Origin of the sequence: Paenibacillus medicaginis (genome assembly GCF_042138635.1) — a bacterium.
GTDB lineage: Bacteria > Bacillota > Bacilli > Paenibacillales > Paenibacillaceae > Paenibacillus > Paenibacillus medicaginis.
The window spans coordinates 1-24310 of record NZ_JBHIRY010000042.1 but is presented as its reverse complement, the minus strand read 5'-3'; the positions used below and the strand labels follow the sequence as shown (position 1 = coordinate 24310).

21 protein-coding genes and 1 pseudogene are annotated in these 24310 nt (G+C 51.9%); 15 read left to right on the top strand and 7 right to left on the bottom strand.

Annotation, left to right across the window (positions count from 1 at the left end):
* The first annotated feature begins 41 nt into the window (after positions 1 to 41).
* The 4 genes from treC (at position 42) to mle (ending at position 5907) form a co-directional block, all read left to right on the top strand.
* Entirely contained in the window at positions 42 to 1742 is a 1701-nt protein-coding gene (gene treC, locus ACE5LO_RS25305; RefSeq protein ID WP_375522701.1) for an alpha,alpha-phosphotrehalase, read from the top strand.
* A gap of 42 nt (positions 1743 to 1784) precedes the next feature.
* Complete coding sequence (gene treP / locus ACE5LO_RS25300) at positions 1785 to 3776, top strand: PTS system trehalose-specific EIIBC component (RefSeq protein ID WP_375522700.1); 1992 nt, start codon at positions 1785 to 1787, stop codon at positions 3774 to 3776.
* A gap of 134 nt (positions 3777 to 3910) precedes the next feature.
* The gene (treR, locus tag ACE5LO_RS25295) at positions 3911 to 4642 is read left to right on the top strand and encodes a trehalose operon repressor (RefSeq protein ID WP_375522715.1); all 732 of its coding nucleotides are present in this window, start codon (positions 3911 to 3913) and stop codon (positions 4640 to 4642) included.
* Positions 4643 to 5061: 419 nt separating this feature from the next.
* On the top strand, positions 5062 to 5907 hold the full coding sequence (gene mle / locus ACE5LO_RS25290; RefSeq protein WP_375522699.1) for an alpha/beta fold macrolide esterase: 846 nt from the start codon (positions 5062 to 5064) through the stop codon (positions 5905 to 5907).
* Between the two features lie 92 nt (positions 5908 to 5999).
* Here mle and ACE5LO_RS25285 read toward each other — a convergent pair whose 3' ends face one another.
* Together ACE5LO_RS25285 and ACE5LO_RS25280 are read right to left on the bottom strand one after the other, a co-directional pair.
* Positions 6000 to 6710, bottom strand: a complete 711-nt coding sequence (locus ACE5LO_RS25285; RefSeq protein ID WP_375522698.1) for a peptidylprolyl isomerase — start codon at positions 6708 to 6710, stop codon at positions 6000 to 6002.
* 299 nt (positions 6711 to 7009) lie between these two features.
* Entirely contained in the window at positions 7010 to 7267 is a 258-nt protein-coding gene (locus ACE5LO_RS25280; protein WP_375522697.1) for a YqkE family protein, read from the bottom strand.
* A gap of 129 nt (positions 7268 to 7396) precedes the next feature.
* On the opposite strand from ACE5LO_RS25280, the gene ACE5LO_RS25275 reads away from it, so the two are divergent.
* From ACE5LO_RS25275 to ACE5LO_RS25260, 4 genes and pseudogenes are all read left to right on the top strand, one after another.
* Positions 7397 to 8653, top strand: coding sequence for an MFS transporter (locus ACE5LO_RS25275; RefSeq protein WP_375522696.1), 1257 nt, complete (start codon positions 7397 to 7399; stop codon positions 8651 to 8653).
* A gap of 70 nt (positions 8654 to 8723) precedes the next feature.
* Positions 8724 to 9584, top strand: coding sequence for a carbon-nitrogen hydrolase family protein (locus ACE5LO_RS25270; RefSeq protein ID WP_375522695.1), 861 nt, complete (start codon positions 8724 to 8726; stop codon positions 9582 to 9584).
* Between the two features lie 4 nt (positions 9585 to 9588).
* A pseudogene (locus ACE5LO_RS25265) lies at positions 9589 to 10245 on the top strand (GNAT family N-acetyltransferase); the annotation flags it as partial.
* A gap of 48 nt (positions 10246 to 10293) precedes the next feature.
* Positions 10294 to 10965 carry a GNAT family N-acetyltransferase gene (locus ACE5LO_RS25260; RefSeq protein WP_375522714.1) on the top strand — a complete coding sequence of 224 codons (672 nt, stop codon included), beginning with the start codon at positions 10294 to 10296 and terminating at the stop codon, positions 10963 to 10965.
* A gap of 202 nt (positions 10966 to 11167) precedes the next feature.
* On the opposite strand, the gene ACE5LO_RS25255 is transcribed toward ACE5LO_RS25260, so the two are convergent.
* Complete coding sequence (locus tag ACE5LO_RS25255; protein ID WP_375522694.1) at positions 11168 to 11428, bottom strand: hypothetical protein; 261 nt, start codon at positions 11426 to 11428, stop codon at positions 11168 to 11170.
* Between the two features lie 73 nt (positions 11429 to 11501).
* Positions 11502 to 11771, bottom strand: coding sequence for a hypothetical protein (locus tag ACE5LO_RS25250; protein ID WP_375522693.1), 270 nt, complete (start codon positions 11769 to 11771; stop codon positions 11502 to 11504).
* Between the two features lie 174 nt (positions 11772 to 11945).
* On the opposite strand from ACE5LO_RS25250, the gene ACE5LO_RS25245 reads away from it, so the two are divergent.
* Complete coding sequence (locus tag ACE5LO_RS25245; RefSeq protein ID WP_375522692.1) at positions 11946 to 12248, top strand: hypothetical protein; 303 nt, start codon at positions 11946 to 11948, stop codon at positions 12246 to 12248.
* A gap of 106 nt (positions 12249 to 12354) precedes the next feature.
* Positions 12355 to 14265, top strand: coding sequence for an ATP-binding protein (locus tag ACE5LO_RS25240; RefSeq protein WP_375522691.1), 1911 nt, complete (start codon positions 12355 to 12357; stop codon positions 14263 to 14265).
* Positions 14266 to 14370: 105 nt separating this feature from the next.
* Here the strand turns inward: ACE5LO_RS25240 and ACE5LO_RS25235 are convergent, their stop codons facing one another.
* Positions 14371 to 14610 carry an NHLP leader peptide family RiPP precursor gene (locus ACE5LO_RS25235; RefSeq protein ID WP_375522690.1) on the bottom strand — a complete coding sequence of 80 codons (240 nt, stop codon included), beginning with the start codon at positions 14608 to 14610 and terminating at the stop codon, positions 14371 to 14373.
* A gap of 40 nt (positions 14611 to 14650) precedes the next feature.
* Positions 14651 to 15592 carry a hypothetical protein gene (locus ACE5LO_RS25230; protein WP_375522689.1) on the bottom strand — a complete coding sequence of 314 codons (942 nt, stop codon included), beginning with the start codon at positions 15590 to 15592 and terminating at the stop codon, positions 14651 to 14653.
* Between the two features lie 231 nt (positions 15593 to 15823).
* Here ACE5LO_RS25230 and ACE5LO_RS25225 point away from each other — a divergent pair, with 231 nt between their 5' ends.
* Positions 15824 to 16561 (top strand): hypothetical protein, encoded by a 738-nt coding sequence (locus ACE5LO_RS25225; protein WP_375522688.1) that lies wholly within the window; start codon positions 15824 to 15826, stop codon positions 16559 to 16561.
* A gap of 519 nt (positions 16562 to 17080) precedes the next feature.
* Positions 17081 to 17983 carry a transposase gene (locus ACE5LO_RS25220; protein ID WP_375522687.1) on the top strand — a complete coding sequence of 301 codons (903 nt, stop codon included), beginning with the start codon at positions 17081 to 17083 and terminating at the stop codon, positions 17981 to 17983.
* A gap of 666 nt (positions 17984 to 18649) precedes the next feature.
* Here the strand turns inward: ACE5LO_RS25220 and ACE5LO_RS25215 are convergent.
* Positions 18650 to 19849: an acyltransferase gene (locus ACE5LO_RS25215; protein ID WP_375522686.1), complete on the bottom strand. Its 1200-nt coding sequence runs from the start codon at positions 19847 to 19849 to the stop codon at positions 18650 to 18652.
* A gap of 217 nt (positions 19850 to 20066) precedes the next feature.
* Between ACE5LO_RS25215 and ACE5LO_RS25210 the strand changes: the two genes are divergently transcribed.
* From ACE5LO_RS25210 to ACE5LO_RS25200, 3 genes are read left to right on the top strand one after another with little or no spacing between them, the layout of a single operon-like run.
* On the top strand, positions 20067 to 21074 hold the full coding sequence (locus ACE5LO_RS25210) for a substrate-binding domain-containing protein (protein WP_375522685.1): 1008 nt from the start codon (positions 20067 to 20069) through the stop codon (positions 21072 to 21074).
* Positions 21064 to 22995, top strand: coding sequence for a cache domain-containing sensor histidine kinase (locus tag ACE5LO_RS25205; protein WP_375522684.1), 1932 nt, complete (start codon positions 21064 to 21066; stop codon positions 22993 to 22995). The genes ACE5LO_RS25210 and ACE5LO_RS25205 overlap by 11 nt, the downstream gene beginning before the upstream one ends.
* Complete coding sequence (locus ACE5LO_RS25200; protein WP_375522683.1) at positions 22992 to 24200, top strand: response regulator transcription factor; 1209 nt, start codon at positions 22992 to 22994, stop codon at positions 24198 to 24200. Before ACE5LO_RS25205 ends, ACE5LO_RS25200 begins: the two co-directional genes overlap by 4 nt.
* Positions 24201 to 24310 lie beyond the last annotated feature (110 nt).

The window sequence follows — 24310 nt, the reverse complement described above, 5'->3', positions numbered from 1 at the left end:
GGGATTATTTTTTTTATTACATGGATAGTGGAGGCTTCTATATGAGCAGTACAAAGCAACAGGACTGGTGGAGAAAGCTTACGGTCTATCAGGTGTATCCGAAGAGCTTCAAGGATACGACTGGCTCGGGTTCGGGGGATATCCAGGGACTGACCGGCAAGCTTGATTATTTGCAGGATCTCGGGATTGATATCGTCTGGCTGCAGCCGGTGTATGTCAGTCCACAAAATGATAACGGTTACGACGTAGCAGATTATTACAGCATCAATCCCGAATTCGGCACTATGGAGGATTTTGAAGAGCTGGTCTGTGAGCTCAAAAAACGCGGGATGCACTTGATGATTGATATTGTCGTCAACCACTCTTCCACGGAACACATATGGTTCAAGGAATCCAGAAAATCTAAGGATAATCCGTACCGGGATTATTATATATGGAGAGACCCGGCGCCTGCTGGCGGACCCCCGAATAACTGGCAATCCAAATTCGGCGGACCGGCATGGCAGTATGACGAAATGACAGGGCAGTATTATCTTACGCTGTTTGACAAGACCCAGGCTGATCTAAACTGGGAAAATGAGCAGGTTAGAGATGAAGTTATCAAAATGATGACCTTTTGGGCGGAAAAGGGTGTGAGCGGTTTCAGACTGGATGTTATCAACCTGATCTCCAAAAATCAGCAGTTCCCTGATGACTTTGGTCCGAACCAGCCGGCAGATGGGCGCATCTATTACACCGACGGGCCGCGTGTTCACGAATTTGTGAAGGAACTGCACGAGAAGGTATTCGCTCCATACAATATGGTGACGGTCGGAGAAATGTCTTCCACAACACTGGAGAACTGCATACGTTATTCCGACCCGGATGAAAAGGAGTTCTCCATGACGTTTAACTTCCACCATCTGAAGGTGGATTATCCGAACAATAACAAGTGGGAGCTTATGCCGTACGATTTCGAGCAGCTGAAAAGCCTGCTGTCCAAGTGGCAGCTCGGAATGCAGCAGGGAGGGGGCTGGAATGCCTTGTTCTTCAACAATCACGACCAGCCGCGCGCCGTATCCCGCTTTCTGGATGACGGGCAGTATTTGGCCGAAAGCGCCAAGCTGCTGGCAACGACTCTGCACGGATTGCAGGGAACCCCTTATGTCTATCAGGGAGAAGAGATCGGAATGCCAGATCCGCAGTGGAACAGCATAGATGAGATCAGGGATATCGAGTCCAGAAATATGTATCGGATTTTGCAAGAACGGGGTAAAACAGACGAGGAAGCATTTGCAATCATTCAGGAGCGTTCGCGGGACAATTCCAGAACCCCGATGCTGTGGGACGGCAGTCCTCAAGCAGGCTTTACGAGCGGCACCCCATGGATCAAGGTGGATGAACGTTACCCTTCGCTCAATGTGAAACAGCAGCTGGCAGATCCGAATTCGGTGTATCATCATTACCGCAAATTAATCGCGCTGCGCAAGCAGATCGAGGTATTCACGGATGGGAACTATGAACGGCTGGACGAGGCGCATCCTCAGATTTTTGCGTACAGCCGCAGCAACAGCAGGGAGACCTTGCTGGTCATTGCCAACTTTAGCGGGGATGAGGCTGTATTCGAGCTGTCAGACCGTTTCTGGAATACGGTGAAAGGCAGACATGTGGAGCTCTTGCTGGGCAACACAGACATTGAACCTGAACTGCTGCAGCGGACAAAGCTGACTCCGTTTGCTTCATATATGTGGATTATACGGTAAGCAACAGACCAGATGCTTAATAATTCAGAGGAGGAGCGTAACATGGCGATTGATAAAAAGGATGTAGAGCTGATTCTTCAGGCCGTCGGTGGTAAAGAAAACATCGAAGCGGCCACCCACTGCGTCACCAGGCTCAGATTTTCGCTTCATGATGAAAGCAAGGTGGATGAAGCCACACTTGAAAGCAATGAGCTGGTCAAGGGGCATTTTTCCACCCAGGGGCAATTCCAGGTCATTATTGGGCCGGGTCTTGTCGACCAGGTATATGACGAGATGATGAAAATCACCGGCGGAGAGCGGGTCTCCAAGGATGAGCTGAAGAACATTGCGAGCAAAAAGCAAAACCCGCTTCAGCGGGCTGTCAAAGCGCTGGCGGATATTTTTATCCCCATTCTGCCGGCGATCGTTACTGCCGGTCTGCTGCTCGGGATTAACAATATTTTAACAGGACCGGGCATTTTCTTCGCAGGGCAATCACTGGTACAGGTCTATCCCGAGTGGAAGGATTTCGCGTCCATCATTAATACGATTGCCAGCACGGCATTTACTTTCCTGCCGGCACTCATAGGCTGGTCTGCCGTCACCCGTTTCGGGGGCAGTCCGCTGCTTGGCATTGTGCTCGGACTGATTCTTGTCCATCCCGACCTGCTCAGCGGTTATGGCTATGCAGATGCCAAGACGAATGGTACCGTTCCTGTCTGGAATCTGTTCGGCTGGGAGGTCGAGAAGATCGGTTACCAAGGCCAGGTGCTGCCTGTTCTGGTATCGGCTTATATTCTGGCGAAGATTGAAGCATTTTTGAATAAAAGGGTGGCTGACGCGTTTAAACTGCTGATCGTCGCTCCCGTAACACTTTTAATTACAGGTTTTTTGGCCTTTACCGTGATCGGGCCGGTTACATTTGCCATTGGAAACGCAATCACTTCCGGCCTGGTGTATATTTTCGGTTTGGCTCCTGCGCTTGGCGGCCTGATCTATGGCGGATTGTATGCGCTGCTTGTCATTACGGGCATGCATCATACCTTTCTGGCAGTCGATGTGCAGCTTATCGGTTCTCAAGGTGGCACTTTCCTGTGGCCGATGCTGGCACTTTCGAATATCGCGCAAGGTGCAGCGGCGCTGGGCATGATGTACGTATTTAAACAAAAGAAAAGCAAGGGCCTGGCTGTAACGTCTTCGGTTTCCGCTTTTCTGGGAGTAACGGAGCCTGCCATGTTTGGTGTCAATATCAGAGCTAAGTTTCCGTTCATCTTCGGTATGATTGGCTCGGCCATTGCCGGTGTTCTGCTGTCGGTGAATGGTGTGCTGGCATCCTCCGTTGGCGTCGGCGGTATTCCCGGTTTTCTGTCCATTTACCCTAACCAGTGGGGTGTGTTCTTCCTGGGCATGGCTATTGTATTGATCATTCCGTTCACCGCTACATTGCTCTATGGCAAATGGACGAACCGCAAAACAATTGACAATGCGGACAGCAATAACAATGCCGAAACGCAAGCTGCCGATCATTCCGGCGTGTCTGCCGAACAAGGGCATGCAGCCGTTTCTGAAAGTGCAGACAACCCAGAGGCTGTTCTGGAAATCCGGTCTCCATTGTCGGGGAAAGCGGTGGAACTGGCGGAAGTGCCCGATCCTGCCTTTTCAAGCGGTGCCATGGGGCAGGGAATTGCAGTGGAACCGGCAGAGGGTAGAGTTACGGCTCCTTTCGACGGTGTTGTGGCCCATGTGATCAAGAGCAAGCATGCCGTGATGCTGGAGCATGCCTCCGGCGTTCAGATCCTGATTCATGTCGGAATCAATACGGTAGCTTTAAAAGGCCGCGGTTATACCGTCCATGTTCAGGAAGGTGATGTGGTCAAAGCCGGCCAATTGCTGCTGGAGTTTGACCACGAGGGTATCAGGGCAGCCGGATTTCTGATGATTACGCCGGTTATTCTGGCTGGCGGGCAGGAACGAATTGAGCAGGTGGAAGAGATGCCGCTTGGCGAGGTTCGGGGATCGCAGGATATTATTCTTAAGGTTCATCTTAAAGAATAAAAGCCTGTTCATGTACGCTTCCAACAGCGTCTCTTCATAAGTTCTTAGAACAGGGGAAAGTCAGTTCCTCCGATGCCGATGCCGGTAGCTGGATAATGCAGAATGCCCATGTTAAAATGAATGCGGTGATCACATTGTATAAAAACATCTACTTGCAAATCTTCAATGACTACTCGGAGAAGATTCAGGCCGGGGAGCTGGCTCCCGGTACCAAGCTACCTTCGGAAAATGATATAACCGCTGAATATGAAACCTCAAGAGAAACGGTGCGCAAGGCCCTTAATTTGCTGGCCCAGAACGGATATATCCACAAGGTCAAGGGCAAAGGCTCTTTTGTATTGGATATAGGACGAATGGATTTTCCAGTAACCGGACTTATATCTTTCAAGGAAATGTCGGAAAAGCTCGGCAGAAGTACCAAGACTCATGTGTATGAGGTCAGGCAGATTCCCGCCTCCCCTGAGTTGGCGAGACAGCTGCAGATTACTGCAGGAGAGCATGTCTGGCAGGTCGTCAGGTCAAGGGAGATTAAAGGAGAACGGATTATTCTGGATAAGGATTATATTCTCTCCTCCATCGTCGGGTCTCTGAACAAGGAAATTGCTGGCCATTCTATCTTTGAATATTTGGAGCGGGAGCTGCAGCTGAAGATCAGCTATGCCAAGAAGGAAATTTCCGTAGAGGAAGTTACAGACGAAGACCGCCGCTTGCTGGATCTGCATGATTATCAGCATATCGTCGTCGTCCGCAACTATATCTACCTTGAGGACACGACCCAATTCCAGTATACCGAATCCCGGCACCGTCTCGACAAATTTCAGTTTGTAGACTTTGCCCGGCGGGTGCATGGAGAAGAACAGAATTAAACCACTCAATGAAGGAGGGCAATCTCAAAAGTCAAAAAAATGACTTGGGGGCTGTCCTTTTTCTATTAATGTAGACAGTGCAAATTAGATATGGTAATCTGTTGTTAATTAAACGACAGGAGGGTTACGTGTGGTAAATTTTTCTCGATTGAGAAAGCAATGCAAATCACTGTAATTGCTGCTTCTCCTCTGTTTTGTGCAGAGTAATCGGGATAGGTTTGCCTTTTTCACGTGAGTCCGCCTTTCGTAACAGGTCACTCTTTGTATTGGGGTGCTTCTTTTTACATGCATATTATTGCATGTGGATATTTTCTTTTGCGGACATATGGGCATTTCATATTTCGATTACACTGCACAGACATGACGATGTCTGTGTTTTTTTCGTTTCGGATTATGCTTCAAGCAAAGGGGATATGACTATGAACGAACAGCTTATTAAAGTTAATGGTGTCGATATATGCTGCGAAAGCTTCGGAAATCAGGCTGATCCAGCCGTTTTACTGATCATGGGGGCCCAATCCTCCATGGTGTGGTGGGAGAAGGAATTTTGTCAACGCATTGCTGAAGCAGGGCGCTTTGTCATTCGTTATGATAACCGCGATGTTGGGCGTTCTACCACCTATACACTGGGTCACCCAGGCTATACGTTTGAAGATATGGCCGATGATGCCATTGGTGTGCTGGATGCCCTTGAAGTTGATCAAGCTCATGTTGTTGGCATGTCCATGGGGGGATTGTTAACTCAGATCATCGCTCTTCGGCATCCCGACAGAATCCTGACCGCCACGCTCATCTCATCCTCGAATTTCGCTCCTGATCTTCCGCCGATGGAGGAGAAGGTGATGAGCTTTTTTGCGAATGTCGGGACAATCAACTGGGCGAATGAACCAGAAGTAGTGGATTTTATCGTGGCTAGAGGAAAAATTTGCGCCGGGATCAGGCATGCGTATGATGAAAACAGGATTCGCCGGTTGGCAACCGAGGAAGTGGAAAGAAGCAGCAATCCGGAGAGTATGAACAATCACGGTATGGTAGTGGGCGGGGAAGCTTATCTGGCAAGGACGGACGAGATAGCTGTTCCTACCCTGGTTATTCACGGTACAGAGGATCCGGTGATCCCTTACGTACACGCAACGTCTCTTGTCAAAACCATTCCCGGCGCAAGACTGCTGACACTGCCGGGGACAGGACATGAGCTTCATGATCAAGATTGGGATACTATTATTGAGGCAATGGTAGAGCACACATCGACAGCAACAGATTGATCCTGATGTACAAAGGAAACTAAAAAGAAGCAGGCTTGGTTCGGCATGCTGCCAGACCAGGCCTGCTTCTTTTTGGGTTATGGCCTCCGATGTTATTGAACCTTCTCCGGTTCAGGATATTCCTTGCCTAGTGTATCCACGGTAACCTTCTTCATCACCGGAGGGTTCTCCGGTTTGTCATTTGCGTCACGCGGCAGGTTCACGATTTCATTGACCACATCCATACCTTCGGTGACTTTGCCAAAGGCGGCATATTGACCGTCAAGGCTTGGCGCATCCGCAACCATGATGAAGAACTGGGAGCCGCCTGAGTCGAGATCGGCTGCGCGGGCCATGGACAGCACGGCAGTCGTATGCAGCAGGTTATTTTCTACACCATTTGTTTTGAACTCGCCTTTAATGCCGTAACCCGGTCCTCCGGTGCCATTGCCGTCCGGGTCGCCGCCCTGGATCATAAAGCCGGGAATGACACGATGGAAGGTGGTGCCGTCATAAAATCCGCTTTTCACCAGCGAAATGAAGTTGTTCACCGTATTCGGGGCAACCTCCGGGTATAGCTCGAGCTTGATTTGCTTGCCACTGTCCATGTCGATCGTCACTACAGGGTGTGAGGCGGCGCCGCTGGTATCGACGTTTCCGGTGCCGGAAGGCGTGGCAGAATCCTGCCCGGCGCCGCTGGCGGTTTGCGTTTGTCCTGTTTGGTCGCTGCCTGTCGCCGGCTTCGTGCCGCATCCGGCCACTGCGATGAGCAGCAGGGCAAACAAGCTCAGCAGCAGGGGACGCTGCATTCTTTTTTTCATCATGACTATGACCTCCGCTTCGATTAAATCTGAGACAGCTGATAACTTTTACGTTTTCTATCATACCTTATAGTACGTGGAGAAGAAAAATCCGGGGTTGAAAGTCCCGTCTCTTGACCATACTGCTGCTATTCCCGAAGAAAAGGGGCAGTGAACCATGGACATCAATACCAAGCTGATCAAAGGCCTGATTTGGGGCATTCTGTTCAGTCTGCCGGTCTGGATCGGGGTTCTGTATTGGATCAGACTTATATTGTAAGCGCATCACTGAATAAGCCAAAAACCCATTAGGGGTTTCTGGCTTATTTGTGCTTCTTCCAGTCCGGGCTGCTGTTGTTCAGCAGGTACTCGAAATCATTTTCCAGCCGCTTCTGCTCGGCCTTGCGTGCTTCGATCACCTTCGCCCGTTCTTCCTCCTCGCGTCTGTTCTGCTCCGCTTTGGCCTCATTTGCCTGTGCTTTCAGTTTATCAAGCACTTCCGGGCTGAGCAGGTCCTTCAGGGTGGCGGGTTTATCCTGTGGGGCTTGTGCCGAAGCTGTCGGTCTTCTTTTTTTAGCCATTGATCTCATCTCCATTCCCCATAATTATACCAGCTTGCTGGCCCCCGTTCCAAGCTTAGACAGGCGTCGGTGGTGGACATTTCCCGAAACTGGCGTAGAATGGAAGGCAACAGAAAGGACGTGAGATTTATGGCATATTCTTGGAAGCGTAATCTTGCGGTGCTGTGGATTGGTGTATTTTTCTGCAGCACCGCTTACTCCATCTCCATCCCTTTTCTGCCGATCTTCATGAGCGCAGATTTGGGGGTGACGGACCGGCTGGAGATTTGGTCAGGCATCGCCTTTGGCATTACTTTTCTGGCAAGTGCTCTTATTGCCCCTTACTGGGGCTCCCTGTCTGACAAATACGGGCGCAAGCCGATGCTGATCCGCTCGGGCTTCAGCCTGGCGGCGCTGTATCTTCTGAGCTATTTCGTTACTGATCCCTACACCTTCCTGGTGGTGCGGGTGCTGCAGGGGCTGCTGGCCGGGTTTGTCCCGGCATCGATTGCGCTTGTTGCCACCAATACACCTGAGGAGAAAACGGGTTATGCCTTGAGCGTAATGGCGACCTCCGGCGCAACGGGAAGCATTATTGGTCCGCTGATCGGCGGGGTGGTGAGCCATTATTACGGCAACCGGAATGCCTTTCTCTTCTCGGCCGCCGTGGTGCTGATCGCAGCTCTGATCGGGACGTTCGGAGCAAAGGAGCAGAATTTCAACCGTTCGGGAGCGAGGTCGCATGTGAGGGATGATTTGAAGCTGGCCTTTGCCAACCGGACCTTCGTCATTCTGCTGGGCCTGGTTGCCTTGAGTACTTTCTCAGTCATGATTCTGGAGCCGCTGATTACGGTATATGTGCTGGAGATGGGGGTCGACCGCAGCAGCGCCTCACTCACCTCGGGAATCGTCTTCTCTGCGGTCGGTATTGCTACGGTGCTGATGGCACCGCGCTGGGGAAAGATCGGCAACCGCATCGGTTACGGCAAAGTATTGCTTATCGGTCTGATCGGCTCGGGCATCGGCAATATTCTGCAGTTTTTTGTAACTGATTTTATCGGCTTTGGTGTGCTGCGGTTTGGCTACGGGCTCTTCTATGCCGCCGTGCTTCCGGCCATCAATGCTTTGATCGTGCAAGTTACGGAGCCGGATTTCCGCGGCCGTGCCTTCAGTTTGAACCAGTCCTCCTCACAGCTGGCGATGATGGCCGGCCCGATCATCGGCGGCATGCTTGGCTATATGCTTGACATTCAGTGGGTGTTCGTCATCAACGGGGCGGCACTGCTGGCAGCGGCACTGTTGCTGTGGTTCAGGGGAAAGGGGATTCTGACTCCATCGGCCAACGCGGCAGGACCGCTACCGGCAGCTTCCTCCGCAGGGCGTGTCAGGCATATGGACCGCAGCTGATTATCTGGAATATGAAAAACGTTCAAGTTATAATGGGCATGAATGTACACTGGTTGGTTAAGGAGGAGTTATGAGCAAAATCAGAGTGTCAGCCGTGCAGTACCATCTTCATACGATTCAATCGTTTGAGGAGTTTGCATTGCAATCGGAGCATTATATGAAGACAGCAGAGGAATTTGGCGCGGAGTTTGTGCTGTTTCCCGAGTTTTTTACCACACAGCTCATGTCCATCGGCGACAGCAAGGGCAATGCGCTGACGATTAACGATCTGCCTGATTTTACAGACCGTTACCGTGAGCTGTTTTCTTCCTTTGCCAAGCGCACGAATATGCACATTATCGGCGGAACTCATGTGGTGCGCAGAGGTGACCGTTTATATAATACAGCGCATTTATTCTATCCTGACGGCCGTATTGCTGAGCAGGCAAAGCTGCATATTACGCCAACGGAAGTGCATGAATGGAACATGGCTCCAGGTGAGGGTCTTCAGGTGTTCGATACGGCAAAGGGCAGGATTGCGATGCTGACCTGTTATGATATCGAATTCCCCGAAATCGTGCGCATGGCCAAAGCCAAAGGGGCGGATATCATTTTCTGTCCGTCGTGTACGGATGACCGTCATGGCTTCTACCGGGTGCGTTATACGAGCCATGCCCGTGCGGTGGAAAATCAGGTCTATGTCGTCCTTACCGGAACGGTTGGCGCATTGCCGACGGTGGATTTCATGAGAGCCAACTACGGACAGGCCGCCGTCATTACGCCGAACGATATTCCGTTTCCGCCACGCGGCATCATGGTGGAAGGCGAATTGAATGATGATATGATCGTAACGGCGGATCTGGACCTGGACCTGCTGTATCAGGTGCGGGAGCGCGGTTCGGTGACGACGTGGAGGGACCGGCGCACCGATCTTTACACGGATTGGAGCTGAGCGGGTGTATTACAAGGAAATATACGTATTTGACGGGGAACGTCCCGTCAAAGCCGTTATTCGCAATTATGGCCCGCAGGATTTTGACGGCATGATCCGCATCCAGCAGGAATGCTTTCCCCCGCCGTATCCTGCGGAGCTGTGGTGGAACAGGGAACAGCTTGCTTCGCATGTGGAGCGGTTTCAGCAGGGGGCGCTCTGTGTGGAAATCGGCGGGCAGCTTGCGGGCTCGGTGACGAGCCTGATCGTCGATTATGATCCACGGCATGCCGAGCACACATGGGAAGAGGTGGCGGATCACGGTTATATCCGCACCCATCGGCCTGATGGCAATGCGCTGTATGTAATCGATATTGCCGTCAGACCGGCTTACCGCAAACTGGGGCTGGGTAAATGGCTGCTTTTCTCACTGTATGATGTGGTAGTACAGCTTAAGCTTGACCGATTGCTTGGGGCGGGGAGGATGCCTGGCTACTATGCCCATGCTGACCAGTTGACCGCTGAACAATATGTTGATGCCGTACTCGCCGGGGAATTGAAGGATCCTGTGCTGACCTTTCTGCTCCGTTGCGGGCGTATGCCCGTTCAAGTGCTGCCAGATTATCTTGAAGACGAGCAGTCCCGTAATTATGCTTTGCTGATGGAATGGAGCAACCCTTTTCGCAGCAGGCAGTTTCCTGAATTGAATCGAAGCAAGGAGTGTGGGGATATGGAATATCATCGCATTACGAGTATTGAAGATCCGCTGTTCGCCAAAATGCACCGTCTGATGCAGGAGGTGTTTCCGCCTGAGGAAGTGCTGGAATACAGTCTGTGGAAGGAACCGCTGGAAGACCCGGGCATCCGCGTTTTTGTTGCTGTGCACGAGGGAGAGGTGGTAGGCGCCACGGAATACCGCTACTATCCGGATTTTAATGTGGCCATGACCGATTTCACAATCATTGGCAGACCCGGCCTTGGCATCGGTCGTTATCTCTGGAAGAACCGTCAGACCGACCTGCATGAGCTTGCGGCCCAAAGCGGGCAGAGGCTGTTTGGCATGTTCGCCGAAATTTATGACCCGTACCTGGGCAATGATCATGAATTCGGCGGCGTGAAGCCAATGAATCCTTATGTGCGGCGCGAGGTGCTGTCCCATCTGGGATATAAGGTTCTGGACCTGGAATATGTCCATCCTTCGTGGAATAATGACGGGGAAGCGGTGGAAGGCCTTAATCTTGGCTTTATGCCTGAGGATGACAGCGTCTCCGAATTGGACACCAGACTGGTAACTTCCTTCCTGCGCCGCTATTATACAGTGCTGCCTAACAAACCGGAGGCGTGGAACCACATGGTGGCGGAGCTGGAGGCGAAGGATAGGGTAGCTTTGCTGCCGATCTGATACCGATATAGCAAAATGCCGGAAACGATGAGTCTGCTGACCTTGTTTCCGGCATTTTCAGGTGTATCGGGCTGCAGGCCGAACTCTTCATCTATATCCCGTTTTGTGATAAGATCATCAGACACAGGGTTTGCGCGTTCTTTCATCATGAGCGCCCCCAATCCTTGCCGGCGTAACTTGCACAGATGCTGTGCCTTTAGGCTCAATCTTCACGTTTAACCGGACTTGGAGACCCCGCACCGCGCGGGTGCTCTTCACCGATGAGGCCTGTATCGACCTTTTGTGCAAGGGCTGACGCTGCAGGCTCGAGGGAGGTGCTGTCTGCTTCATCGATCAATTGAGTCGTGGCGGTTCCCACATGTTCCAGTTCATCGTCCGGAATATAATTATCGTCTCCCGTCGGGGTCAGCTTTTTATAGCGTTCATAAGCCATATCGGCTTGCGTCAAAGGATCTCTATACATGAGCTGCATCTCCTTCCTTGTAGAGGTAGTTCAAAAAGTCATCTTTTGAACACGTATTTGTAGACTAAATCAATTATTCGTCTCCGTCAAAGCCGTTTAACAAATCGGTTCCAAGAATGAAATCTGGTGGAGCAGACGGATCGACAGGGCTGTCAGGAGCGATATCATCGGCATCCGGGACATTCTCCAAAGCCTCGTCTGGCCCCCCGGTTAAGTTCTCCCAATTGACCTCGGCATTTTGCAGGGAAGGCCCGAAATCAGGTGTTGCAGATTCTCCTTCCCCACTGGCCGTACCGGTAACGGCGCCCCGCAGGGCTGGATGATCTTTGTTGGTTTCCTCCATGCTGATCAGCTCCTTCAATATTGAGCCATTCGAGACAGCTCTTTATTCCGACCTTACCCACTGGCCGGGAATACTAAACTTTACAGTTATTGTGTGTGGCTTTACCGGACTCTATTCGGCTGGCAGAAATGCTGGGTTGTGATATGATGAAGACCGATGGAGGTGGTAAGAACAATGGAATGGTTGACACTTCCCAGTATGCTTAGCCGCATCCGGATCGGACAGAAGGCTTCTACACCGGGGTTTGGACGCACCGTCATCCGCAGGCCGGATGGCCTTTATTGGTGTGGGGGCTTGCTTGACGGCAAAATTGTGGAAATCCGCGATTACCTGTTTTCGGATATATGGACGCTCTATGAGGATGAGGAAAGCCTGCAGTGGGTCCAATTCAGGGAACACGAGGAGCACAAAGAGCGGGAAATGATTGAAAATCAGGTTGATGATCTGCGAACAAACACGAGAAACAGAGAATTTTAGCGAACGAGTCTCACAAGAAGGTGTGAGGCTCCTGTGCATAGAAATAGTTAAAGTGGAAATATGATGAAAGTTGGCAACCCAAAATGATGCTTGAGGTGCTATACATATGAAATACATACCCAAATTTGTGGCGGTTTTCTGGATTGTGTTGCTGCTGGCAGCCGCAGCAGCTTCTCCTGCTTCCGCCTCCAGAGTGGTGTCGAATGTACAGACCATAACCGAATGGGATATGCTGTGGGACACTGCCCGACAGAAAGGCAGCCTTCCAGCGCCGCCTTCGGATCAAGAAGAGTGGGAGAAGATAGGTTCTAATGAGGTGGCAGGCAACAAGCCGTCAGGCTCCTCTTCTGCGTGGATCCGGATGGTTCTTCCTGAGATGGAGGCTAAGACACCTGCCATACTGTTGGAGATCGTTTACGGTACGCACATTATCATCTACAAGGACGGGGTTATTGTATATGAATCCTTCCGGTCCTATAACTATGAACAGGATAAAATATTGTTGCCGTTGGACCGTGAAGACAGCGGGAAAAGTCTGTATATCTGGTCTGACAGCCGGCTGGACCGGTTGGGAATCAACGGTGGAGTATTTGTCGGGGAGCAGCGTGAGCTGCTGGGCATCATGATTCGCAAAGATGTATTTGATATCATCCTTGGAAGCTCATTTATTTTAATAGCATTGATACTCGCGATTTGTTCTATTTTTCTGTACCAATCAAACCGCACCGTAATGTTGTCTCTCTCTGCCGTTATTCTGTCGGCAGGATTGTTGATTGTGATTTACCCACCTTTTTTGTTTACATTCTACAGAGAATACGCGGAGTTGTATTTGTTGCTTTTTGACATAGCCTTATTTTTGTTGCCACCGTCTATGGCTTTGTTTTTCGAGCAAATTCTGGGAAAAATCGTCTATATACGCCGTTTTCGCAAATGGCTTACGTTTTATTCCGTTGCCTGCTTTCTGCTCATGATCGTAAATTGGTTGACGATGGATCGTTACTACCAGTTGTATTACTGGGCAAGCGTTATTTTGCTTGGACTGCAGCTGATGGTGCTCTTAATTGTTCTGATGGTGGCCAGCCTGGGGAGAGCCTGGAAGGGAGACCGTGATGCAATCATTTTATCAGTGGGCTGTGTCTGCTTTGCAATGCTTTCCGTTAGCGAGCTGTTATGGTTCTTTATCCGTCAGGGGCACTACAATCTGTTTTTGTGGAAGTGGGGAGTCGTTGGCTTTGTCATTTCGCTGGCTACGATTTTCGGCAGAAGGCTCGCGGAGAACCACCGGCAGGTTGTGCAGTACTCACAGGAGCTGGAAATGTTCAATAATGAGCTGCAGCGGTCGGAGAAGATGGAGATCATTAGTGATCTGGCCGCTTCGGTGGCGCACGAGGTGCGTAATCCGCTTCAGGTTACCAGAGGATTCCTGCAGTTGCTCAGCAGCAAGGAGGAGGAGGGCAAGAACAAGGACTACTTGAAGATCGCGCTTGAAGAGCTGGACAGGGCGTCCAACATCATTACCGATTTCCTCACCTTTGCCAAACCGGAGTTTGAGCAGACCAAAATTTTGCATATTGACGATGAATTCAGACATATTGAAGGTATTATCAGCCCGATGGCCAACCTGCAGGGAGGAAAAATACACCTTGAGATATCTGATGATCTTTCCATAAAAGGAAATTCGTCCAAATTTAAGCAGGCGTTCATCAATATTATCAAAAATAGCATCGAAGCTTTGCGGGATGAAGGACAGATTCATATTCGAGCTTACAGGTCGGGGGATGAGGTGTACATCCATATTCGCGATAACGGAGAAGGTATGGATGCCCAGACGCTGACCAGGCTTGGGGAGCCTTATTTCTCAAATAAAACAAAGGGCACGGGTCTTGGCATGATGGTTACCTTCCGGATTATAGAGGCCATGGATGGACGGATTACATTTACGAGCGCGAAGGGAATAGGTACGGAGTCAACCGTCCGTTTTCCTGCCGCGAGCTCCGATTCTGCTCCCGATTCATGATTCAGAGGCTGTCTGTAGCATAATAAACATAAAGCAGGGTACTCCTTGGCTTTGGTGGCATGGGAGTACCCTTTTTTTGGAATTACAGCATTTGCTCGCGTGCTTTTACCATTTTATCTCCGGTATGTCGACGCTTGGAATCATCCGGGCAGGAGCAGGCGGAATAACCAGATACAGCTCATCAGGAGTTTCTTGTACAGTTTTCAGCTGAATATGATCGGGAATGACGACCCCTAACAGTTCACGGATGGCGGCTTTGGGATCCTCCATCAGCTTTTCACGGAAAGCCTGATCCTCCCATGCTTTTTGAATGAGCTGGTTTTGTGCGGCAAGTTCTACAGACATTTTTATCATCCTTTCTCCAAGGTAAAGTTTGGTGAAGCGGCTAGGGAGTTCCTGCCTCATGGTCTAACAGGTACTGCAGTCCTCCGCTCAGCAGGTGCTGTTTTTCTCTGGCAATGTAAGCCGCATCCTGCACAAGACCCTCCGCTACGCCAATGGCAAAGCTCGTCAGACCGGAGATGGCCGGATTCCGCTCAGTAAGGGTGCGTGCCAGATCGGCCGCAGCGGCGGCGTACCGGCTCAATGCGTTTCGGGTATAAACAGCTTCTTCAATCTGCTCTGCATGGATTCCTTGCATATACCCAACCTCCTGTTCGGCACTGATGAAAGACAAAAGACAGTTGTAGCTGCCTTCATGCAAATCCTCTCTCCAGTCCGCCCAGTCGTCGGACATTTGCAATACCAGCAGTGCCTGATCCGTCATCTCAGTGACTGCAGGAATGTGATGCTCCTGCCGTGAAAGCAGCAGTGCTCCGGTACCTGCCAGCTTAAGCGGGCTTGCTTTGCTGGAAATGCCGGATCGGTTCTCCTGAAAATCGTCTCTGTCGCCCTCTTGGGCTACGCTTGATGCCCATTCGCTGACATAAAGCCTGTAGTAATCCCAAAAGGGAGAGTCGGCCGGAAAGAGTCCCCGGTAGATATCCATGCTCTCGGCCAGAAACAATTGTGCCAGAGCCAGACGGCTTCTCCAGTCGGCTGGACCCGTATCCATCACATCATCCTGCAGTAAAAAGGCTAACATGATATACACGTTGCCGAGAGACAACCGGCGAACCATTTCAGGCTGCAAACCGGCCATCTCATTGACCCAAAACGGGAGCAGATAGCAGATATAATTGCGTGTGCTGTTCTCCAGCAGCGGGTTGAATTGTGCTTCATATTCCTGCCCCATCGTATTCAAAGGGGCGGGAAACAGGGAAATCCGCTTCTCCGCTTCAGCAAAAACCTGCTCAAGCTCATGCCTGTACCTTGTGTACCATTCCATTTCTCCACCATCCGAATAACATCAATTTGTAGCGTCATTTCTGGTTGTTATTAGCATCTTAATCCTTGTCCCTGTCTGACTGCAAGAGATGGTTTTCGTCAAAAACGCATATTATTCATGGTTAACTCCCATAATAAGACAAACGAAGAAGCAAAATTGCTCAATATATGACAAAGTTTAAAAGAATTTGCGGAAAATAAAGTGAAAATAACCGGAAGGATGCGAAAAAGAATGAACAAATTTATGTACATATGCGGATCGGCGAGTATGGTAGCCCTCTTGCTGTCTGCGGACCCACTGACATCAGCTCATGCTTCAGAGGTACACCCGCCTCATGATGTCCGCAAGGAAAAGTCGGCATCGGAGGTAAAGACGGCCCCAGGAGAAAAGACCGCTCCTGAGCAGAAAGGATCACACTGGTATTTCATGAACGAGGTTGCCAAGCTGCTGGGTATCACTCCACAGGAGCTGTCCGCTGAAATGGATAAGGGAAGCACGTTGGCGGAAATCGCGAGGAAGCGTCAGGGCTGGTCGGAGGAGCAGCTTGTTGCCAAGCTGGTGCCTATGCTCAATGCCCGTGTGGACGAGCTTGTCAAGCAGGGGCTGCTGACGGCCGAAGAAGCCAAAGCCCGCAAGGCGCTTGGGGAAGCCTGGATCAAGCAGGCGGTGAACAAGCCGCTGCGGGAGCTGCACGGCTTTCATAGACCGTGGGCCAGGGGCTGGAGAGTAGGAGTCGACCGTGCAGCGGTGGCCCGCATTTTGAATCTGACCCCGACACAGCTGGAAACAGAACTCCGCAAAGGCAAGTCTATAACTGAAATAGCGCAAAAGCGGGGCATCGGCGAGGAGGAATTGCTTCGCAAGCTGAAGGAAGAAATGACGGGTGACCTCAAGCGGATGATCAACCGCAAAGCGCCGATCACCTTTGAACGAACGCCGTCCAATGCACGGAAGACCGTGGCGGAGTGACTAACGAGACACTCCGAAAACGAACGAGACGCTCCGAGAACGAAGCATTCCTACAATCGCTGTTGTCCCCAAATTTCTGATCATATTCTTAGCGGAAGAAATTCGGGGACAAAGGCAACCGCTCCGCTTTATCCGGAATTGCTTCGTCCTCTCCGCTGCTGGAGTTGACGCTGAATCAAATCATACATCTTTTTTCTAGATTTGTTGAAAAAAGGGAATTAACCCCGCTCAGAATCTAGTATCCAGAGTGAGACGGGTGTCTATAGGGTATGGTATCTGGTGTCCGTTGCCTGATGCCTGTTTGCCTTTCAATACAGTTTTGCATGATTATCCCTTTTGCTCAGAATGTGGGGGTGAGGGTTGGAGTTTAAAGGGGCCAAGGGGAAGGAATAAAGAGAAAAGAGATACGAAAAAAAGAGGCAGCTCAAGTGGGAGATTCGGCTTGAAACAGGAACATATGTTTGGTATGATGAAAAAGGAACTTATGTTCGTAGATTATGGATTCGGAGGCGAGCAGACATGGAAGTCCAAGCGGAAACGGAACTTCAACCTTTTAGCTATCGTTATCACAACGAGCAGGCCTGCATGGAGGCATTGATCGCGATGAAGTGGCCGAACGGCTTCGTCTGCCCGCGTTGTGCTCACACCCGCTGCAGTCGTTTGACTTCCCGACGTGTCCCTTTGTTCGAGTGCACAAAGTGCGCGCATCAAACATCGGCTTTGGTGGGCACGATTTTTGAACGAACCCATCTCCCCCTGACCAAGTGGTTCCAGGCGCTGGAGTTGTTCCTGCTCCCCGACGGCATCTCGGCGATGCGGCTGAGCCAGGTGATCCAGGTCACCTACAAAACTGCCTGGGTAATGCTGCAAAAAATCCGCCATGCCCTCGGGGAGTTCGATTCCCGGGAGCTGCTCTGCGGAGACGTGAAGGTGAACAGCGATCTGTATGGGTGTAATCCGTCCCGGCTTCAGTTTTTTCATCCGCATGCTTCAGCGGTCGTAGCCGGATGCACGGTCACGGAGTCGGGCGAGCCGGAGCAGGTCAAAATCCGCCTGATCCCGCAGAAGAAGGGAGAGGGGCAAAGAGCAAATCGTCACGAACTCGTTGCATTCATCAACGAACAGGTAGATGTCCGTGCATCGGCGGTACAATCGTTCCCTCAAGCCTATCGATTGTATACGCCCTTGCGGAAAGTGGTGAGGGAGGCGTGGACATCGCTGAAGAGTACGTATGTAGCCTTAGGAACAAAGCACCTGCAGGCGTACCTCAACGAGTACACCGGGCGCCGCCGACTGCGCCTAACCGAAGGGGAAGAAACGATGTGGCAGAAGTTGCTGTACATGGGCGTAGCGATTCCGGCGATCCCTTACCGCCAACTGATTGCACGTCAACCGGATCAGCCTCTTGCGGCTGCGTCCTGATCGCAGTGCTTGAACGAGGAATGGTGAGCATAAGTTGCGTCACTTGATCGGTGTGGGCTAGTGTGGGCTGGCATGAACGAGGAAATCGGAAAAATTCAGGTTCAAGCTGCAACGAGGATCAGCGTCTTTTTATTTTTTCGGTGCCTTGCTCCGCTCCCTCCTTCTCTTTCGGTCGGTTTCACATCACCTAAACGCTCTGCTTTCTCCTAAGACCGTCTCATGACCTCGAATCGATCCGCTTCTCCATAAGGCACGATCAAAAAAATAATAGACCCATTCGATGGTCCTGAATAGCGTAACAACAGGCATTTCGTGCCTCATTTGATCCGTTATTTACTTTAACGTGCCTAAAGTATATTTTCGGTTCCCGGTTTTCTGTTTTTCTGTACCTGATCCAACGGGATAATCGTGCAAAGCCCCTGAAAAGCGAGTATCACACGTCTTGCCGCGATCGGCTGGCGTCCTGACTGTCCAGCAAGCACTAGAAGGGGATTCGAATTCCTCAGAACCCAGCAGCTACAAAGGTTGAAGTGGATTTGGGCTCTGCGAAAGTTGAGTATTTCAAGGCTGCTTGCATTTGTTCCCATTCTTTGGGACAGAGTCTTATGCCGTTCTGTGTCTATCCGTTTAGTTTAGGTCAGAGGCGGCACTTTCCCGCAGGAGTTGTTACTTCCCGCCGGATGAGGCCTCTTTTCTTCTGCGCCGTCCGCTCGCGCCGACGATCCAGTGTCCTCCAGGCAGTGAGGACAGCACTTTGCTCAATCCCAGCGCGGCGCAGGCAACGATGACAAAGCTGACCCCGGTCGCAGCCAGGTGCAGGTTCTGGAGGGGGAGACTGCGGGTAAAATAGGCTACACCATACAGGAGCAGCGCATGGCACAGGTAAGCGCCGAATGAATATTTTCCCATCCAGGCCAGCATTCTGCGGAATCTTCCGGGCGCGGCTTCCGGGTGTGGCCGGAGCAGCAGCCCGTACAGCAGCAGCATCTGTGATACGATAAGCAGAAACGTGCTTGGCTTGAGATAGGTGGATATATTCAGGTTCATCACATCCCCTGATTGCCGGAGCAGCGTATATCCCATCATCGTAAAAAGAAACAGGAAAACCACGGCGTTCCACGGCAGCGTCTGCCGTGCAAACTCTCTCCATGACCGGATCATGCTAGCGCACACCGCCCCCAGAACGAAGTAAAAGAAATACATCACACAAATATACGTCCGGTGCTGGAGTAAAAACTGCAGCGGGCCCGCCAGCCCGGACTGCCAGGCAGACATATCGTAATACGACCAATGCATGAGCAAGGCATAAGCCGCTCCTACCACACCCAGCATGATACCTGTCCGTACAGCGTTCCCCGTACCGTTCCCTTTAAGGAAGAAAGGCTTGATTCGGTTCCAGACCCGGCCCAATAAAGGAAACAGAATATAAAACTGAAAAATCATCACGACAAACCAGAGATGGTAACCGCTGACGGGGATGATCATTTCACGCAGCAGGCTCTGCCACCAGCCCGGAGCGGTCAGCGGGATATCAGACCAGCTTCGGGACACAACCCAGTAAATGACTGCCCAGACCATAAAGGGAACATAGATATCTTCGAATCTTTTACCGAGCCAGCGCACGTTTTCCGCAGCCGGGCGGCTTTTATAGTTATAAAATAGAAGAGCGGCCGACAGAAAAGCGTAGGTTGGCGTGCCGAAACGGGTTAAATGATAGATGATGCCCAGCATGACGGAGTCCGGCATCTGGATGTCCGCCCTGTAAATGTATTCACCGATAGTGTGCTGGAGGACGATCGCCAGAAACGCCAGTCCGCGCAGCTCTGTCCATTCCTCAATACGCGGTTTGCTTAACGTTTTTTCCAATGTTGTTGCCCCTTTTGCTTAGTCTTGTAGCCTGGCACCCGATCTGCCTGTCCATTGTACTCCCTCAAGATTAAGTCTTGATTAATTTATTTTCACCAGACTGGCAGCCATATTAAACAGACAGGTTCACAATTGGGGTGAATCCGTTTACAATTTATTGCGAAGGCAGATATATATAAAACTTTACATCCGGCTGTGGAGGGGGCAGCATTGTTTCATGAAAAAGACTCTGCTGGTTTATATGCTGATCATTGCGGTATTTGTGCTGTACCTGTTCCGCTATGCGGCAGAAGGACGAGAGAAGGGCCCCTGGGAGGACCAGGGATTGCACGGGGATATCGGCGAGACTTATGTGATGATTACGTTTCAGTCGGGTATGGAATATTGGAAAAGTATTCTGAAAGGTTATGAGGACGCAGCAGATGCGCTGGGAGTATCCATTGAATACCGCGGAGCGACCCGCTACGATGCCCAGGAACAGCGGCTGGTTCTGGAACAGGCGATCGCCCGCAAGCCGGCGGGCATTGCGGTCTCCGCTATAGATCCTTATTCGCTCCTGCCAACCATTAACAAGGCGGTTGAGGCGGGGATTCCCATTGTGCTGTTTGACGCGGATTCACCAGGGAGCAAGGCCTACTCCTTCCTGGGGACGGACAACTATAATGCGGGCGTCACCGCCGCCGACAAAATGGCTCAGCTGCTGGGAAGGGAAGGAAGCGTCGGCATTATAACGATTAACAGTCAGCAAAATCATGAGGAGCGGACGCAGGGCTTCAAGGATACGATTAAGGACCGCTATCCGGGCATGAAGGTCATTGCCACGGCGGACGGGCGTGGTGATCCGGTGAATGCAAGGGAAGCGGCATCGCGCATGCTGCAAAAATATCCCGATCTGTCGGGAATATTTGTCACCGATGCGGCAAGCGGAGCCGGGACTGGTGAAGCGGTTCTCGGGGCGAAGCGTGTCGGCTCAGTCAAGATCGTCAGCTTTGATACGAACAAGGCAACCCTGGACATGATTCAGGGGGGCACCATTTCGGCCAGCATTGGGCAAGGCACCTGGAATATGGGCTACTGGTCCCTTCAATACCTGTTTCATCTGCATCACGGATTGACCGTCCCCGCGCCATCTTCATCAGGACAGAATACACCGCTTCCGGTCAGGGTGGATACGGGTATATCCGTGATCACCAAAGCGAATGTGGATGATTATTATGCCAAATAGCAAATGGACAGACAGGCTGTCGGTCATGAGAAGGAGCGGCTGGCGCAACCTGAAGGATATGCCCTTTCGCTACAAGCTGATCGTGTTGTTTCTCATGATCGGCATCGTCCCGTCGCTCGGTCTGGGATTGCTGGTGAACTGGACCGTAGAGCGCATTGTCGAGCGCCAGGTCGAGGGGCATACGATGCAGTTGATCGGCAAGGTGAACGAAACGCTGGACAGCCGGATGGAGAATTTGCAAAATATGACGTATCTGATCGGATTTCAGCCCCAGGTGGCCGGGTTCATGGAGGGCAAAACACCTGCGGATGGTTATACGGGGGACGAAGCGGAAGCCAGAAAACGGTGGGCCGCGCGAATGACCGCCACAGCAGGGAGCAGAAATGATGTGTATGACATCAAGCAGTTTCTGCAGGGCTTCACCACGCTGTATCCGGAGATTGCGGGCATCATGCTGGTGAACGAACACGGGGACTACATCAGCAATGAAATGTACGCCAAGGGGGAACAGAGCCTGGCAAGGGAAACGTGGTACGCCCGGGCAGCAGAAAATGAGGGGATATTTACAGTTATCGGACACCCGGCCGGACGGGGTATTATTTCCCATGTCAGCTACCGGGACAGTGAAATTATATCGGTCGCCCGCTCGTACACAGACCCGGAAACGGGCAAGGTGCTGGGAGTCATTCTGATTGATTTGAAGCTGCGCGCCATATCACACGCAGCCCGGGATGTGACGCTGGGCAAGACGGGATATTTGATGGTGACCGATGCGGAAGGCAGCAGTATATTTATGCCCGACCGGCCCCTGATCAGGCATATTCCGCCTGAAGCGTTCGGTTCCGGGGAAAGCGGTTCTTTTACAAGGACAGTTGATGGGGAAAAGCTGCTCTTTATGTACCGTTCATCCTCCTTCACGGGCTGGCGGACGGTCGGCGTCTTTCCGGCGTTGGAAGGCGCGATGGAGGTGCGGCAAATTCAGTTTTATGTCTTCTGCTTCCTGTTCGCGGTCTGTCTGATCGGCATCAGCGCTTCCCTCACACTGTCCCGCTCGATCGCCGATCCGATCCGGCAGCTGATGGCCCGCATGCGTCATGCCGAATCGGGGGATCTGACGATCCGCAGCCATAGTGACAGGGGAGATGAGATCGGCATGCTGGAAAGAAGCTTTAACCGCATGCTGACACAAATCCGCAGGCTGATGTCTTTAAACGAACTGAAAGAGCGCCAGAAGCGGGAGGCAGAGCTCAGGAGCTTGCAGGCGCATATTAAGCCTCATTTTTTATACAATACTTTAGATACGATTCACTGGATGGCGAGGAAAAAGGGGGCGGAGGATGTTGCGGAAATGGTAGAAGCTCTGTCCCGGCTGTTCCGTATCGGCCTGAGCAAAGGCGAAGATATGATCCGTGTCCAGGAAGAAATGGAGCACATCGAAAGCTACCTGCGCATTCAAAAAACACGATACCGGGACCGTCTCACCTGTGAAATAGACATCACGGACGGGATCGGAAGCTTGTATGTATTGAAGCTGCTGCTGCAGCCGATTGTGGAAAATGCCATCTATCATGGCATCAAGGCACGGCGTGGACCGGGAAGAATCCGGATCGAAGCGGGCAACGTGGATGGCAGGCTGCTGCTTGCCGTCACCGACAATGGAGCAGGCATGCCGGAGGAGCGGCTGAGAGAGCTTGAAGGCATGCTGGAGAACCCGCTGCAGGCGATTGAAGGACAGGAAGAGGGACAAGGGGGGAGGAGCTACGGCATGCTGAATGTGCAGGCCCGCATCCGCCTGGCCTTCGGGGATGAATACGGCATCCGGCTGGAGAGCAAGCCAGGCGAGGGCACCAGGGTAACGATTGTCCATCCCCTTTTGCATGTAAATGTATCGAAAAATGGGTTCAGGGAGGGATCAGAGTGACAGCAGGGTATCAAGTGGTAATCGCTGATGATGAACCGATTATCCGGGAAGGAATACGCGATACCGTCAATTGGGAGGAGCTTGGCATGACCGTGGCCGGTGAAGCGGAGGACGGGGAGGAAGCGTTTGCCCTGGCCCTGGAAAAGACCGTTGATATCATGCTGGTCGATATGAATATGCCTTTCATGGATGGCATTGAATTGATCCGGCGGCTGCGCGCTGAGCGGCCAGGCTGCCGCTTCGTCGTCATCTCGGGTCATGATGAATTCGCGTTCGCACAACAGGCGCTGCGGCTCGGAGTGGAGGATTATCTGCTGAAGCCTGTGGATCCGAAGCAGCTTCACAGTGTGCTCGCCCGGGTTGGCCGCGAGCTGGATGAAGAGCGGCAGCATGATCATTATCTCAAGCTGGCTTCCGAGCAGATTGACCGCAACATCCCGCTGCTGCGGCAGCGCTTTTGTCAGGAATGGATGGATGGGCTTGTGGCCGGGGACGAGGCTGGGCAGAGGCTGGATTTCCTGCGCCTGCCCCGCAAGGTCCCCGCACAGATCGGCGTCGTTCGCTGGCCTGCCATGGCGGCGCGTGAATCGCTTATGAAGGAGAACGACAGGCAGCTTTTCCTGTTTGCCGCTGAAAATATCGCCTCAGAGCTGCTGTCTCCCCTGCCGCATGTCATTTTCCATGATCAGACGGGACTGATCGGCATTTGCCTCTGGGAGGAAGCGCCGGAAGAAAGCGGAGCGCTGATTGAAAGAGAGGTCGGCAAATATCTGAACATTGCGGTTCAGGCATGTTTTGAAGCGGTAAGCGGTGGCATGTCCTCCGTTCCGGAAGTGTACCGGGGCTGTCGGGAGCAGGTGTATCAGGAAGCGCGTCTGTCCCCGCTTGTCCGGCGTGCGCGTCAGTTGATCGGGGAGCGTTATACCGATCAGGAGCTCACGCTGGAAGGGATAGCCTCCCAGCTGCAGGTCTCGCCTGTATATCTGAGCAGGGTGCTGAAAAAGGAGCTGAACACCTCATTTGTCGGCCTGGTCACCGGTGCACGGATCGCCAAGGCGGTGCGGCTGCTGGATTCGACAAGCCTGCCGGTGCATGAAGTCGCCCTGATGTCGGGTTATGACAGCCAGCATTACTTCAGCACGGCGTTCAAAAAAAGAATGGGCGTATCACCAAATCAGTACCGCAAGGGATCGGCGGCAAAATAACCGTGAGACAGGGCGACGTGACAGTCGTCCTTTTTGCTGTGCGCCACGCATGGCGATTACCTAGGCGGTGAAAGTCCGCTGTGGGGGCTGGTAGTGGCCAACCACTAGCC

Excerpts from the sequence above, each read along its gene's own strand:
- treC (WP_375522701.1), top strand. The coding sequence starts at position 42 with ATGAGCAGTACAAAGCAACAGGACTGGTGGAGAAAGCTTACGGTCTAT.
- treP (WP_375522700.1), top strand. The coding sequence starts at position 1,785 with ATGGCGATTGATAAAAAGGATGTAGAGCTGATTCTTCAGGCCGTCGGT.
- mle (WP_375522699.1), top strand. The coding sequence starts at position 5,062 with ATGAACGAACAGCTTATTAAAGTTAATGGTGTCGATATATGCTGCGAA.
- ACE5LO_RS25285 (WP_375522698.1), bottom strand. The coding sequence starts at position 6,710 with ATGATGAAAAAAAGAATGCAGCGTCCCCTGCTGCTGAGCTTGTTTGCC.
- ACE5LO_RS25280 (WP_375522697.1), bottom strand. The coding sequence starts at position 7,267 with ATGGCTAAAAAAAGAAGACCGACAGCTTCGGCACAAGCCCCACAGGAT.
- ACE5LO_RS25275 (WP_375522696.1), top strand. The coding sequence starts at position 7,397 with ATGGCATATTCTTGGAAGCGTAATCTTGCGGTGCTGTGGATTGGTGTA.
- ACE5LO_RS25270 (WP_375522695.1), top strand. The coding sequence starts at position 8,724 with ATGAGCAAAATCAGAGTGTCAGCCGTGCAGTACCATCTTCATACGATT.
- ACE5LO_RS25260 (WP_375522714.1), top strand. The coding sequence starts at position 10,294 with ATGGAATATCATCGCATTACGAGTATTGAAGATCCGCTGTTCGCCAAA.
- ACE5LO_RS25255 (WP_375522694.1), bottom strand. The coding sequence starts at position 11,428 with ATGTATAGAGATCCTTTGACGCAAGCCGATATGGCTTATGAACGCTAT.
- ACE5LO_RS25250 (WP_375522693.1), bottom strand. The coding sequence starts at position 11,771 with ATGGAGGAAACCAACAAAGATCATCCAGCCCTGCGGGGCGCCGTTACC.
- ACE5LO_RS25245 (WP_375522692.1), top strand. The coding sequence starts at position 11,946 with ATGGAATGGTTGACACTTCCCAGTATGCTTAGCCGCATCCGGATCGGA.
- ACE5LO_RS25240 (WP_375522691.1), top strand. The coding sequence starts at position 12,355 with ATGAAATACATACCCAAATTTGTGGCGGTTTTCTGGATTGTGTTGCTG.
- ACE5LO_RS25235 (WP_375522690.1), bottom strand. The coding sequence starts at position 14,610 with ATGTCTGTAGAACTTGCCGCACAAAACCAGCTCATTCAAAAAGCATGG.
- ACE5LO_RS25230 (WP_375522689.1), bottom strand. The coding sequence starts at position 15,592 with ATGGAATGGTACACAAGGTACAGGCATGAGCTTGAGCAGGTTTTTGCT.
- ACE5LO_RS25225 (WP_375522688.1), top strand. The coding sequence starts at position 15,824 with ATGAACAAATTTATGTACATATGCGGATCGGCGAGTATGGTAGCCCTC.
- ACE5LO_RS25220 (WP_375522687.1), top strand. The coding sequence starts at position 17,081 with ATGGAAGTCCAAGCGGAAACGGAACTTCAACCTTTTAGCTATCGTTAT.
- ACE5LO_RS25210 (WP_375522685.1), top strand. The coding sequence starts at position 20,067 with ATGAAAAAGACTCTGCTGGTTTATATGCTGATCATTGCGGTATTTGTG.
- ACE5LO_RS25205 (WP_375522684.1), top strand. The coding sequence starts at position 21,064 with ATGCCAAATAGCAAATGGACAGACAGGCTGTCGGTCATGAGAAGGAGC.